This window comes from Campylobacter concisus (assembly GCF_003048575.1).
Taxonomy (GTDB): Bacteria; Campylobacterota; Campylobacteria; order Campylobacterales; family Campylobacteraceae; genus Campylobacter_A; species Campylobacter_A concisus_U.
This window is the reverse complement of sequence record NZ_PIRZ01000007.1, coordinates 38,136-51,879: the sequence shown is the minus strand read 5'-3', so window position 1 is coordinate 51,879 and position 13,744 is coordinate 38,136. Positions and strand designations below refer to the sequence as shown.

At 33.5% G+C, this 13,744-nt stretch carries 16 protein-coding genes; 4 read left to right on the top strand and 12 right to left on the bottom strand.

The genetic code is table 11. From position 1 onward, the window contains the following. Position 1 precedes the first annotated feature (1 nt). On the bottom strand, positions 2-970 hold the full coding sequence (locus CVS84_RS08405) for an agmatine deiminase family protein (protein ID WP_107691902.1): 969 nt from the start codon (positions 968-970) through the stop codon (positions 2-4). Continuing rightward, positions 967-1,212 carry a CBU_0592 family membrane protein gene (locus tag CVS84_RS08400; RefSeq protein ID WP_103589327.1) on the bottom strand — a complete coding sequence of 82 codons (246 nt, stop codon included), beginning with the start codon at positions 1,210-1,212 and terminating at the stop codon, positions 967-969. The genes CVS84_RS08405 and CVS84_RS08400 overlap by 4 nt, the downstream gene beginning before the upstream one ends. 110 nt (positions 1,213-1,322) lie before the next feature. Here CVS84_RS08400 and CVS84_RS08395 point away from each other — a divergent pair, with 110 nt between their 5' ends. The 4 genes from CVS84_RS08395 to CVS84_RS08380 all read left to right on the top strand — a co-directional run bounded on the left by CVS84_RS08395 (position 1,323) and on the right by CVS84_RS08380 (position 4,324). After that, on the top strand, positions 1,323-1,976 hold the full coding sequence (locus tag CVS84_RS08395) for an amino acid ABC transporter permease (RefSeq protein ID WP_107691901.1): 654 nt from the start codon (positions 1,323-1,325) through the stop codon (positions 1,974-1,976). Next, the gene (locus CVS84_RS08390; RefSeq protein ID WP_107691900.1) at positions 1,963-2,631 is read left to right on the top strand and encodes an amino acid ABC transporter permease; all 669 of its coding nucleotides are present in this window, start codon (positions 1,963-1,965) and stop codon (positions 2,629-2,631) included. The genes CVS84_RS08395 and CVS84_RS08390 overlap by 14 nt, the downstream gene beginning before the upstream one ends. Position 2,632: 1 nt before the next feature. Then, a complete protein-coding gene (locus tag CVS84_RS08385) occupies positions 2,633-3,370 on the top strand; it encodes an amino acid ABC transporter ATP-binding protein (protein ID WP_084110057.1) in 738 nt (245 codons plus the stop codon). 93 nt (positions 3,371-3,463) lie between these two features. Next, on the top strand, positions 3,464-4,324 hold the full coding sequence (locus CVS84_RS08380) for a cysteine ABC transporter substrate-binding protein (protein ID WP_021091264.1): 861 nt from the start codon (positions 3,464-3,466) through the stop codon (positions 4,322-4,324). Between the two features lie 37 nt (positions 4,325-4,361). On the opposite strand, the gene CVS84_RS08375 is transcribed toward CVS84_RS08380, so the two are convergent. The 10 genes from CVS84_RS08375 to CVS84_RS08330 all read right to left on the bottom strand — a co-directional run bounded on the left by CVS84_RS08375 (position 4,362) and on the right by CVS84_RS08330 (position 13,744). Then, entirely contained in the window at positions 4,362-5,666 is a 1,305-nt protein-coding gene (locus tag CVS84_RS08375) for a sugar transferase (protein WP_107691899.1), read from the bottom strand. Next, positions 5,663-6,781: a glycosyltransferase family 4 protein gene (locus CVS84_RS08370; RefSeq protein WP_107691940.1), complete on the bottom strand. Its 1,119-nt coding sequence runs from the start codon at positions 6,779-6,781 to the stop codon at positions 5,663-5,665. Before CVS84_RS08370 ends, CVS84_RS08375 begins: the two co-directional genes overlap by 4 nt. Positions 6,782-6,796: 15 nt before the next feature. Next, a complete protein-coding gene (locus CVS84_RS08365; protein ID WP_265094317.1) occupies positions 6,797-7,393 on the bottom strand; it encodes an ABC transporter ATP-binding protein in 597 nt (198 codons plus the stop codon). A 134-nt stretch (positions 7,394-7,527) separates the two neighbouring features. After that, positions 7,528-8,322 (bottom strand): ABC transporter permease, encoded by a 795-nt coding sequence (locus CVS84_RS08360; RefSeq protein ID WP_107691897.1) that lies wholly within the window; start codon positions 8,320-8,322, stop codon positions 7,528-7,530. Next, on the bottom strand, positions 8,319-9,545 hold the full coding sequence (locus CVS84_RS08355) for a hypothetical protein (RefSeq protein ID WP_107691896.1): 1,227 nt from the start codon (positions 9,543-9,545) through the stop codon (positions 8,319-8,321). Before CVS84_RS08355 ends, CVS84_RS08360 begins: the two co-directional genes overlap by 4 nt. Further along, on the bottom strand, positions 9,542-10,504 hold the full coding sequence (locus CVS84_RS08350) for an NAD-dependent epimerase/dehydratase family protein (RefSeq protein ID WP_103628391.1): 963 nt from the start codon (positions 10,502-10,504) through the stop codon (positions 9,542-9,544). The genes CVS84_RS08355 and CVS84_RS08350 overlap by 4 nt, the downstream gene beginning before the upstream one ends. Before the next feature lies 1 nt (position 10,505). After that, positions 10,506-11,612 carry a hypothetical protein gene (locus CVS84_RS08345; protein WP_107691895.1) on the bottom strand — a complete coding sequence of 369 codons (1,107 nt, stop codon included), beginning with the start codon at positions 11,610-11,612 and terminating at the stop codon, positions 10,506-10,508. Between the two features lie 3 nt (positions 11,613-11,615). After that, entirely contained in the window at positions 11,616-12,551 is a 936-nt protein-coding gene (locus tag CVS84_RS08340; RefSeq protein WP_103592900.1) for a GDP-L-fucose synthase family protein, read from the bottom strand. After that, positions 12,535-13,065 carry a D-glycero-alpha-D-manno-heptose-1,7-bisphosphate 7-phosphatase gene (locus CVS84_RS08335; RefSeq protein ID WP_107691894.1) on the bottom strand — a complete coding sequence of 177 codons (531 nt, stop codon included), beginning with the start codon at positions 13,063-13,065 and terminating at the stop codon, positions 12,535-12,537. The genes CVS84_RS08340 and CVS84_RS08335 overlap by 17 nt, the downstream gene beginning before the upstream one ends. Further along, positions 13,055-13,744 carry a nucleotidyltransferase family protein gene (locus CVS84_RS08330; RefSeq protein ID WP_107691893.1) on the bottom strand — a complete coding sequence of 230 codons (690 nt, stop codon included), beginning with the start codon at positions 13,742-13,744 and terminating at the stop codon, positions 13,055-13,057. Before CVS84_RS08330 ends, CVS84_RS08335 begins: the two co-directional genes overlap by 11 nt.

Here is a 13,744-nt window from a genome sequence, read left to right as displayed (position 1 = left end):
TTTAAGACCTCTTGTATCTATTTTGGCTTGAGCAGTGAAGCGAGCCATTTTGACGGACAAAAACTAACGAATTTACACCGATGATCTTTCTATCTGGCAGTGCCTTGGCCAGTAAATCTAGTACCTTTTCATCGTTTTCGTCATTATATGTTGGCACGATTAGCGCACCATTTATAAAGATGAAGTTTGCATAAGTGCAACCAAGCCTTTTGCCATCATAAAATTTAAGTTTTGGTAGTGGCAGAGCAAGCAGTTTAAAGCCAGTTTTTTTAAGCTCATTCTCCATCCTTTTAAGCTCTTCAAAGTGTTCATCGCTCTTGTCATCGCAAGCTGCGTAAGCTATCGTATTAGGCGTGATAAAACGCGCCAAAGTGTCGATGTGACTATCTGTGTCATCGCCTCTTATAAAACCATTTTCAAGCCAAATGATACGCTTTAAGCCAAACAAACTCTTTAGCTTCTCCTCGATCTGCTCTTTGCTAAGTGCCTTGTTTCTATTTTCATTTAGTAAGCATTTTGAGGTGGTTAAAAGTACGCCATCTCCGTTAAATTCAACACTTCCACCCTCTAGTATCATATCAACTGGCTCAAGCTTGGTCTTATAAATTTTAGCTAGTGCTAAATTTATCGCATCATCTTTTGAGCTCTTAAATTTACCACCCCAAGCGTTAAATTTAAAGTCGTAGCTCTTTACGCCGTCCTTGGTGCAAACGTCGATCATGCCGTAGTCTCTGATCCAAGTATCGTCAGTCTCAAGCTTTACAAACTCTACATTTTTAAATTTCTTAAACCTAGCAAAATTTGCCTCATCAGGGCAGATGAGCACCACCTTTTCAAAAGGCGTAATAGCAGCCACTAGCTCCTCATAGCCCGCCAAAATCTCCTCTAAATAAGGCTCCCAGTCGCTCTTGCTATGTGGCAGCGATAAAAACAAAAGCTCCTGCTCTTCCCACTCTGCGTATGCTCTCACGCTCTCTCCTTATAAATTTTATAAATTCCATAAATCGTGATGAATATCCAAAAGACCTCTATCAAAAATGAACCGAGGTTAAAGTGCACAAAAAGCGAGATAATGAGTAGAACCGCACCTACTAAATTTATTATCTGATAGGCTAGATTGCGGCTATTTAGGCGGCCGATCTGAAGTAAAAAGTAGCCCATCACGATGCAAATCATCCCTAAAAAGCCGATGATCTGAAAAAGGTCGATCAAATTTTATCCTTTTTGCAAGCTTAAATTTAAAGCAAGATCATATCTAATTAGTTTTAAATTTATGATTATAAGATAAAATAACTCCATTTTTCAGATTGGATTAAAGTTTTATGGATTTTGAGTTTATTGAGAAATTTTATCCGCTTTATGTTAAGGCCGGAGTGCTTACCTGTGAGATCGCCTTTTTAGGGATCATTTTTTCTATTTTGATCGGTATTTTTTGTATGGCTGTAAAATTTTACAAGCTAAAATTTCTATCAAAAGTGATTGACTGCTACGTCGAGCTCTCAAGAAATACGCCACTTCTTATACAGCTTTTCTTTTTATATTATGGCTTGCCAAAGCTTGGAGTGTCGATGAGCGGCTTTGCCTGTGCGGTTGCGGGACTTAGCTTTCTTGGTGGTAGCTATATGAGCGAGAGCTTTAGGCTTGGCTTTGAGGCGGTGAGAAGGTCACAGATAGAAGCGGGACTAAGCATCGCACTTAGCAAAAATCAGCTCTTAAGATATGTTATCTTGCCTCAAGCATTTAGTGTAGCGGTGCCAAGCATTAGTGCAAATATTATCTTTTTGCTAAAAGAAACAAGCATCGTTAGTATCGTGGCACTTGCTGATCTAGTTTACGTCGCAAAGGATCTTATCGGGCTTTATTACAAAACAGACGAGGCACTTTTTATGCTAGTAATTAGCTATCTCATCATCATTTTGCCAGTCTCGCTGGTACTTAGCTATGTCGAAAAAAGGGTGAGAAATGCAAGGAGTTAGTATATTATTTGATACGCAAAATTTACTAAGGCTCTTTGACGGTCTAGTCGTTAGCACAGAAATTTCATTTATCTCTATATTTATCTCTATAATCGGTGGTTTAGTGCTTGGCGTACTTATGAGCATGAAAAACAAATTTATCTATTTTATTTTAAAAATTTGCCTCGAGATCGTTCGTATCATGCCTCAGATCGTCTGGCTATTTTTATTTTACTTTGGCGTTAGCAAGGCTTTTGGACTGCATATCTCGGCATTTACCGCCTCGCTCATCGTCTTTAGCCTTTGGGGTGTTTTTGAGATGATGGATATCGTGCGCGGCGCTATCACCTCGATACCAAAGCACCAGTTTGAGTCAGCCGCCTCGCTGGGGCTTAGCAAATTTCAAATTTACTCTTACGTCATCATCCCACTAGCCACGAGAAGGCTAGTGCCTGGAGCTGTAAATTTACTAAGCCGTATGATAAAAACGACCTCTATAGTCGTGCTAATTGGCGTTGTAGAGGTAGTCAAGGTCGGTCAGCAGATCATCGAGCGAAATGTATTTACAAATCCTATGGCGCCATTTTGGATATACACGCTCATATTCTTTTTATATTTTGCAATCTGTTATCCGGTCTCAAAACTATCAAAAAAACTAGAAGAAAAATGGAGTTAAAATGAGCGAAAACATATTAGAACTTAAAAAAATAAACAAATTTTATGGAGAGCTTCACGCCTTAAAGGATATAAATTTAGAGGTTAAAAGCGGCGAAGTGGTTGTGCTTCTTGGACCATCGGGCTGTGGCAAGAGTACAACTCTTAGATGTATAAATGGCCTTGAGAGCATCGCTAGCGGCGAGATAATAATCGATGGCGAAGTGATTGATGCTAAATTTAATGATTGGCAAAGGATCCGCCAAAAAGTCGGCATGGTCTTTCAAAGCTACGAGCTATTTGATCACATGAACGTCATAGACAACGTCCTTCTTGGGCCTTTAAAGGTGCAAAAAAGAGATAGGGCCGAGGCTGAAAAAACTGCTGATATGTGGCTAAGCAAGGTTGGGCTACTTGATAAGAAATTTGCCTATCCAAAGGAGCTAAGCGGCGGTCAAAAGCAGCGCATAGCAATAGTAAGAAGCCTTTGTCTAAACCCTGAGATCATGCTATTTGACGAGGTTACGGCCGCGCTTGATCCTGAGATCGTTAGAGAAGTGCTTGATGTGATACTAAATTTAGCCAAAGATGGTATGACGATGCTAATAGTCACTCACGAGATGAGCTTTGCAAGGGCGGTTGCAAACAAGATCGTATTTATGGACGCTGGAGCGATCGTAGAGATCAGCGAACCAGAGGAGTTTTTTACTAGTCCTAAGAGCGATCGCGCTAAGAAATTTCTAAATTTATTCTCGTTTTAGAAAAAATAAGAGATAATTTGCCGTTTTTCCAAAATGCGTTTAGAGCGAAAATTTAACGCTCTTATTTATTTAACTTTTTTACAAGGAGAAAGAGTGAGAAAATTTAAATTTTTCTTATTAGCATTAATCGCTACCGTCTTTCTAACGGGTTGTGGTAATGACAAAGGTGCCGACACGGCAAAAGCTGCTTCAAACGAAGCTGATGCGATCGCAAAGATCAAAGAGCGCGGATATGTAAGAATTGGTGTTTTCAGCGACAAACCACCATTTGGCTATGTCGATAAAGACGGCAAAAATCAAGGCTATGATATTTACTTTGCAAAACGTATCGCAAAAGACCTACTAGGCGATGAGAGCAAGGTAAAATTTGAGCTAGTCGAGGCTGCTGGTAGAGTTGAAGTTTTAGTAGCTGATAAAGTAGATATCACGCTTGCAAATTTTACAAAAACACCTGAGCGCGCACAAGTTGTTGATTTTGCGCTTCCATACATGAAGGTTTCGCTTGGCATCGTAAGCCCTGAAGGTGCAGTGATAAAAAGCATCGATGAGCTAAAAGACAAAACCCTAATCGTAAATAAGGGCACAACCGCAGACGCGTTTTTTACAAAAAATTATCCAGATATTAAGCTTGCAAAATACGACCAAAATACTGAAACATTTGCAGCTTTGGTTGATAAAAGAGGTGCCGCACTAGCACATGATAACGCCCTACTTTTTGCCTGGGCGAAAGAGACTCCAGGCTTTGTCGTAGGTGTTGAAGCACTTGGTGATGTGGATGTGATAGCACCAGCTGTTAAAAAAGGTAACAAAGTTTTACTTGACTGGCTAAACAATGAAATCATTGAGCTTGGAAAAGAAAATTTCTTCCACAAAGACTATGATGCTACGCTAAAACCGATCTATGGCGATAGCGTAAATCCAGAATCACTTGTCGTTGAAGGCGGCAAACTATAAATAATGAGGTGTTACAGCACCTCATCTCAAACTTTATTTACATAGCACCATACCTAAGGAATACTACTTTAAATGTTTTTATAATTATTACAATATCCATCCAAATATTCCAATTCTTCATATACCATATGTCCATTTGGGCTCGTGTAGCAAAATCCACATTGCTTCGACCACTAACCTGCCAAAGTCCAGTAAGCCCGGGCTTACAAGACAAAACAAGCGGTAGGTATTCTCCAAAATCTTCCATTTCGTTCGGAAGACATGGCCTTGGACCAACCAGGCTCATCTCCCCTTTTAGAACATTTACTAGCTGCGGTAATTCGTCAAGTGACGTTTTTCTTAAAAAGCTGCCGATTTTAGTTACTCGGGGATCATTTCTATATTTTTTATACTTTTTATAATATACTACTTCTTCCGAATTTTTATCCAACCATTCTTGCATAAAACTTTGGTCGGTATGCATTGAACGAAATTTATAGCATTTGAATATTTTTCCACCCAAACCTATTCTGTACTGGCCAAAAAAAATGTCACCAGTTGGCTCTTTTACCTTTATGATTAAGATAACTACGCCAAACATGATTACCAAAAAGGGCAAAGCAAGCAATAATATTAATAAATCTAACAATCTTTTCAAAATTAAATTAAATTTGCTTTGAAGGGAATTTTGAATAGCAAATAGATTCGTGCGGGAGTTAAAAATATTATAAACACAGGCCCTTGAAAAGTCATAACTATTAAGTATTGGAGTAAATAAGATTTCTTTGTTATCCTTTATGTTCTGTTCTATAATAGTATTTAGAGTTTTAGGCTTAATATTGTTATATCCTATCAAAAGAGCATCATAGCTTTTTCCAACGGCTTTTACATAACCCAAATAATGGTTATTAAATATTGCGTATTCAAGCTCTTCGCTATTTTCTACACATAAAATTCTAGCCTTTTTTTGCCAGATGCCTACATAAAAAAGTATACGTTTGAATATAAATTTAAATCCGGGTAAAAGTATAATCATAGATAAAAAACTAAATAATAGGGTTACTTTTGAAAACAAACTATTTTCTATCGCAAGCACAAGACAAAGTAAAAAGCCTAATATGCAACTTTTTATTATAATTTTGCTTTCATGCCAAAAATCAAATCTCCTAATATAAATACCTTGATAAGCAAATAAAGATATTATAGTAATATAAACGTAGATGTACTCTCGATATGTAAATATATCAAAAAATAATGGGCTTCCATAAATAAGATTTTTGACAAAAATGCCTAAAAATATAGAGCCAAAAATAACAAAAATATCAGCTAGCAACAGCAATAAAAATGATAAAATTTGCCTCATTTTAATGCCTTAAATTCATTAAATTTATGCTCTATGTAAGTTTTTATCTCCTCCTCAAATCTTTTACGAGAAAATCTAAGTGAGTTTCTGCGAATAAAAGATGGATCAAATTTATCCACATTATGTTCAAATTTATCCAGCGCTCCAAGTAGGCTCTCAACGCTTTGCTCATAAAAATAAACACCACTGACGTTATCTATCACCGTCTCACGTACTCCGCCATTGCCGTAGCATATAACGGGCGTGCCGCATGCCTGAGCCTCTACTGGAGCGATACCGAAATCTTCCTTGGCTGCGAATATAAAAGCTTTCGCATTTTGCATCATATGCTTTATTGTTTCGTTGCTTTGATATCCTAAAATTTCTATATTTTTTTTAGCCTTACTTTTTATTTTGTCCATATCTGGACCATCGCCGATAAGCACAAGCTTTCTATTAATTTGTGAAAAAGCCTCCACTATAACATCTACTTTTTTATATGGCACAAGCCTTGAAACAGTCAAATAAAACTCATCTTTATTTTCCTTGGCCTCAAATTTATCGGTATCTACTGGGGGATATATTACATCGCTCGCCCTACCATAAATTTTTTTTATACGACTGGCAATATAGCGACTGTTTGCAATAAAATAATCCACACGATTTGTGGAAGTCAAATCCCAAATACGAATTTTATGTAGAAAATATTTCGCAAAAAAACCCTTTAATCCACTATTCAGCCCGCTATTTTTCAAATACTCAAAATATAAATCCCATGCATAACGAATTGGCGTATGAACATAACTAATATGAAGCTGATCCGAATGAGTCAATACCCCCTTTGCAACCGCGTGAGAACTGGATAAGATTAAATCATACTCGCTTAGATTAAAATTCTCAATAGCATATGGAAAAAGCGGTAAATAATCACGATACCTACTTTTAGCGAATGGCAAATTTTGAATAAAGCTCGTATGGGCATGCTTATTTTTTAATATTCCATACCTATCTGTATCATTCAAAAAATCGATCAAACTATAAATTTCAAAGTCAGTCCAAATATTTGTGAAGCTCTCCACACATCTTTCTGCACCAGCGTAAACATTGAGCCAATCGCATATTAAAGCTTTTTTTATCATCATTAATACAAACTATAAACTCTCAAAGGTAAAATTACAAATTTTTTCTTTATTGCTTATTAAGATATAATCTCCACCACCCCTTAGAACCAATAACTTAGTTGCATGCTTTTTTACAAAATTTATATCATGAGTTATAAATATAATTGTTTTTTTGTTAACCAGTAAATTATCAAAAAAATCAAAGCATTTTTTCTGAAATTTCTCATCGCCAACTGCTAAAATTTCATCAAATATATATATGTCACCATTGGCACATCGCGCTATTGAAAACGCCAATCTCATTTTCATTCCAGACGAATAGTATTTCAATGGAGTATCCATAAACCTCTCAATTTCAGCAAATGAAAATATCTCTTGCATATTATCCTTTATAAAGCATATATCCATTCCTAATAATACGCCATTTAAAAAAGCATTGTCACGACCACTTAATTCATCACTAAAAGCAACACCCAGCTCTAAAAATGGTATAACTTTACCATCTACAACAATATCACCTTTCGTAGGAGTTGATGTCTTTGCTATAAGCTTGGCTAAAGTAGATTTTCCAACACCATTTCTACCAACTATACATAATATATCCCCATTGTCAATACTCATCGACATATTATTTAGAACATCAATAGTAGGTATGCTATTTATGTTTCGAAAATAATTCCTGTAATTTATAGCGAAACTTTTCAACGAATTTGTATGAACCCTATATGATTTATATGACTTACTAACACTTTTAAATACTATCATAGAAAATCCGAAATTTTTGATTTTAATTTATTTTCAATAACTAATGATACTACAAACAATAATACAATTACAGCACTATGCAATACCCAAAGCCAAATATCATATATTAGAATAGGCGTATATCCATTAAAGAAACAATATTTAATATTTTCTAATGGAAAGGATAATAAATTGGTGCAATAATATAAAGTTTCATATTCTTTCGGAATAGGTAATTTATAAATAATCGGAGTTAAAAAAACGCCATAAATAAGGACAATTTCCCAAATCTGTTTTATATCTCTAAAAAAAACATTTAAAAAAGATAGGATTATATTTAAACTTAATATTAATATACTAATCTGCAGGAAAGAAACGGTAATAATAAAAAATTTAAATATATTAAAATCCGATATAGAATTATATGAAACCAGATATATAATTATAAAGATAATAAAGTTTATACAAAAGTTAAATAATGGCGTTAAAAAGGCGGCAATAGGCGGTATGAGTCTATTGACACTTATCTTATTTATTATTGAAGCTTTGCCAACAAATGAATTTAGCCCCAGCGATGTCGCTTCTGAAAAAAATGTCCATATTAATACACCGAAGAACAATCTTAATGCGTAGCCATCACCAGTATCTACTTGTAAAAATATACCGAAGACTGTAAAGTATACAAAAAACTGCAGTAATGGTTTTATAAAAGACCATGAAAAACCAATAAAGCTATTTTGATACTTTAACTTTAAATCCATATATGCTATTACAATTAATTTTTGGTAGTTATTTAATATAAAATACATCATATTTTATCCTTTTCAAACAGACTAATGTGCAAATTTATATTATTCTCAATGTTATATTTATCGTAATATTCAATTAGCCCTTTTGAATAATTATCTCTATAAAATAATATCTTTTGAGCCAACTCGACATAATTCCCGATGTCAAATGTCTCAAATGCACCTGGCGCATATTTTGATAGTTCAAAAAACGCCTTATTGTTAGAAAAAATTGATTTTGCTCTTGTTTCTAATGTAATTGAGGCTACACCAGACCCAGATTGCCCCGTTTCCTTATATGGCAAAACAGTAAAATTTACTTGATTCAACGCGGTGATAAATTCATCATCGCTCAAAGAGCCGCAAAAATATACCCTATTAGATAAATCACCTTTTCTTCTATTTTTTATTTCCTTTATAAGTATTTCTAAATATGGATCAATATCGCTATTGCTTAGTATAGACTGCGGGTGCTGACTTCCAAAAATCATAAGCTTATAGTTTTCTGGCAAAATTCTCAATGCTTTAATGGCTGTTAAATGCCCCTTGTAATCACTAATAAAACCAAACACGCCTATTATAACATCGCTATCGCCCAAATTATACCTATTCCTAAATACCTTATTACTTTCTATAGCTTTGTCGCAATAATATTTTATCTCATTACGATTCAAAAAAGTTATTGGAAAATCAAAAACATTATCGAAACCAAACATATACTTAATAATCTCTTTTTCCCTCTTTGTATGAACTATAATATTTACATTACGCTCATTAGAAGCATACTTAAAAAAAAGTATTAGTTTTGCATATAGGCTTGGATAATATGAGCTATCTCTGTATTCCTTTATTGCCTTCATTGGAGAATTTATAACTTTTTTTAAAAAATCAACCGATAAAAAACTATTTTTCACGTCAATTCTATGCATTGTAATAATTAGGTTTTTAGAACTCTCAACAATTTTCTTTAATCTACTATATATATCTCTTCTTTTTATACCAAACAATCCAACTTCTAGCTGAATATTTACATAGTCATAATCTTTAAGTTTACTACATAGATCATCAATATGCTGCTGCGCCAATTTTTTATATTGTCTATTTTCGGATCGCAACAAGTTAACGCGTAGCGAAAGTACATCTACATTATAGTATTTTTCAAATTCTTTCTTTAATGCAAATGCATATGTGGCATTTCCACACAATTCATTATAGCTACTTACTATAGCCAATTTGCTCTTTTTCATATCAGATTACCTTTATTGTTAATATACCATTTATATATCATTCTATACAACCCTTCTTTTAAAGATACGTTAAAATTAAAATCAGGAAAATAGATTTTTATGGATTTTAAAGAGCAACCCTTAACTCTTCTTCCTTCTGGCTTTTTTAGATTATTAATGATGGTAATTTTTTTATTTGCGATTTCTGCCACTAACATAACCAAATCATTCATAGATATAACTTTTTCGTGTCCTATATTTAGCAATGGGATCAATTGATCATTAAAAGCGATTCTTACCAATAGTTCCGCACAATCGTCGGCATGAACATACGACCTTTTTTGATTTCCGCTACCCCAAACTTCTACGTCATTACTAGTCATAACCTTATTTATAAGCATCGGTATAGCCTGTGAGAATTCGCCGGCCCATCTGTATGACTCGCCATAAATATTCAATGGCCTAACTATTGAAAGTTCAAACTTATTCACTACAGATAGTAATTTTAATCTATCCTCAAGGTATCGCTTTGAAAAACCATAACCTATATTTGCGAGCTCTGGAAAATTACCCAAGGGAGAGGATTCATCAACGATATCTTCTCCGTCATCAGAATATACGCAAGATGAACTAATATAAATAAGGCGCAACCTGTCTGGATTTTGCTTTAGCAAAAATGATATAAAATTCTCATTCAACTTTACATTATTATCATAAAGTTTTAATTGATTTTTTTCAGAAAACCCCAATCCCAGCATAAAACTGACTAAGTGAAATATTACATCAAAACTACCTAAATTATACTTTTCGATATTACATATATTATCTTTAATAAAATTGCACTCCAGCGGTATATTATTAATCTTTCCTCTAGATAAATCATCAAGTACGGTTATGTCTTTATATCCTTTTTTGATCAAATTTTTTAATAAGGAAGCCCCTATTAGTCCCGCCCCGCCTAATACTAAAATTCTACTCATTTTATATGTTTATCCTATTTACAAATTCTTCTAGGCTAAAAATGGCACTATAATTAACTTTATCTCTTTGGGTTCTTTTTATAACTTGCATTAACTGTATACTATTACCTGGATCAAAAAAACTAATTGCTCTACCAAAATGCATCTCAGCCATTTCAAATGTTGTACATCTGGTTGCTACTATACTCTTCTTAAGTTCATATGCTTGTGATAAAACAGAACTTGCACTCATATATGTTTCCAGATAGCTAATTAAGACTATATCCATTTTAGACATTACTTTGAAAAAGTCAACATTTCCAAGTTTATCATAAAAAAGGACCCTATTTGCAATATCAAAATCTTTAAACTTCCATAAAATTTCATCTAATTTTTCTATGGATACATTTTTCTTACAAATCTGTCTTTCACCAGGATGAGCTCCACCTACTATATGGAGCCTATAATTACTTGGTAAAATAGTTAATGCTTTTATGGCAGTCTCAAAATCCTTATGGGCATTAATATAGCCGAACATGCCAATATCTACATAATTGGCCTTATCATTAATACACGTTTTAGAGTAATTGCAAAAGTAAGATCTTATCTTGTTGCTAAAATATGTTACCGGATAGTAAACTATATCTCCATTATATATTCTCTTAACAGCATTATAGTCTTTTATATTATTAACCCAGATTTTACTTTTATTATTAATACTATTTACAAAACTAATTATGTCTAGGTATAAATTAGTAAAGGTATCATCTTGAATATGAAAAGAATGAACAAATAAAACCAATTTGCTTGAATTTTCCAATATATTAAAAATATTTCTTCTCATATCTTCCAATGTATCACCATACATACCAAGTTCCAAATGCAAATGTGTAACATCAGACCTTTTTACAATCTCTATAACATTTTCAATATTATTATTAAATTTAGACTTGTCTCTTAGTACTGGATTGTATATGTTATTTATGGCTCCGGTATCGGCAAACGCTAATCTTGCCCCAATGGCTCTAGATACCCTTGTGGCATATAGTTTAACTGGATTATCTTCAGAAAAATCACAAACAACGGCTATACTATTAGTTTTATTTCTTAATAAAAATCTATTTAGCATACGTCATCTTCTTATATTTTGAATATTTTCACAAAACCAATCCCAGGTAATTTTTAGACCTTTATAAAGATCATATTTTGGCTCAAAACCAGTTGATTTTAGTTTAGTTAAATCATATGCACGATAATCTTGTCCATTAGGCTTCGTACTGTCCCATTTGACCTTACAATGAAGTCCGGTTATATCTGCTAAATTATCCACTATATCCTTTATTTTTATAACGCTACTACTACCAATATTCACAGCACCGTCTATATTAAACATTATATTTATAAGTGCTTGTGCAGCATCATAGGAAAATAAAAAATCCCTTTGAGCCGATCCGTCGCCCCAAACAACAATATCATCACCATTTTTATAAGCTCTATAAAATTTACTAATCAAAGCCGGCGTAACATGTCCGAAATTTTCATCAAATTTATCATGAGGACCATACAAATTACAACTAATAACAAAAGCAAAATTGGTATTATAACTCTTTTTATAGGCACACAACTGTGCGTACATAGCTCTTTTTGAAATAGCATAAGAGTCCTCAGAATCATGCGGATACCCCATCCACATCATATCTTCTTTTAGCGGTAACCCAGGAGACGGGTATGGGTAAACACATCCAGAGCCCATCGCTACTATTTTTTTAACATTAAAAATCCTACTAGCCTCGACAACATTAGTATTTATCATAACATTATCAAGATAAGATAATCCCTTATTTTCCATATTTCCCATTATACCATATACTCTAGCCGCATTATGGAAAACATAATCTGGTTTCAATTCTGCAAACATTTTTAACGTTTGTTCCATATTTGCTAGATTATACTCTCTGCTCGTTGGTGTAAATATCTGCGAATATCCTTGTTCTTGCAATAATTTTTTTAAGGCATATCCAACCAAGCCATTGCCGCCAGTAATCAAAATTCTAGAATCTTTTTGCATATTTCACAAGCTCCTTTATATTGCTAATTTTATTAAAATATATACTTTCTTTTATGCTGGAATCAGTTGTAATCAAATAGTTTCTCCCTATACCAGCATTTATACCAGCTTCAACATCTGAAATTTTATCACCGACTAGTATAGAATTTTGCAAATCTATACCAATTTCTGCCTTTGCTCTTAATATCATACCAGGCCTTGGCTTTCTACACTCGCACTCTACACCGAATTCTGGATGATGCGGACAGTAGTACACTTTTGTAATATTAATATTATTTGACTTAAATTCACCAATCATCCAATTGTTTAATTTAATGAAATTGTCTTCCGTATATAATCCTCTTGCTATACCGGCCTGATTTGTGATAACTACTATAAAATAATCAAGCCTTTGAAAATATCTACAAACATCAAATATACCATCTATAAATTCGAATTCAGAAATTTTATAAAGATAATTTTTTTCTATGTTTATAACTCCGTCTCTATCCAAAAATAGAGCTTTATGTAACATATTTTAGCTCCTTTTGCGCCTTATAATAGTCCTCCGGAATACCTACGTCAATGAAATATCCATTATCTATTACTCCATAAATTTTCTTTTCTTTATAGTTTTTATTCATAAAATCTTCAAAAGAAAATTTTTGTACATCTTCATTATCTAAAAAATTTTTCCTTATAATATATAAACCACCATTTATTAAACCGTTCTCGCAATACTTTTTCTCATTAAATCCAATAACCCTATTTGCGGAATCCAACTTTACAATACCGTACCTATCAAAGTTACACATTGGCTTTAAACATAGAGTTAAGTCCGCTAAATTATTTAGATGACTTTTGAATAGCGCATCCAAATTTACGTTAAAAAACGTGTCGCCATTAAGCAACAAGACATTCTCGTTATTGCAAAATTTTAACGACTGCTTTATTGCGCCACCGGTGCCCAATGGTTCTTCTTCTACTGAATATTTTATACTTATATCAAAAAACGTATCACTAAAATATTTAATAATAGTGTCTCTTTTATAGCAAACAGACAATACCACTTTATTAATATTATTTTTTTTAAGGTATCTAAAAATGTATTCCAAGAATGGTATACCCATTATTGGAGCCATTGGCTTCGGGACATTAGAAACTACTGCCCGAAGTCTAGTACCAAGACCTCCAGCTAAAATTATCGCTTCCAA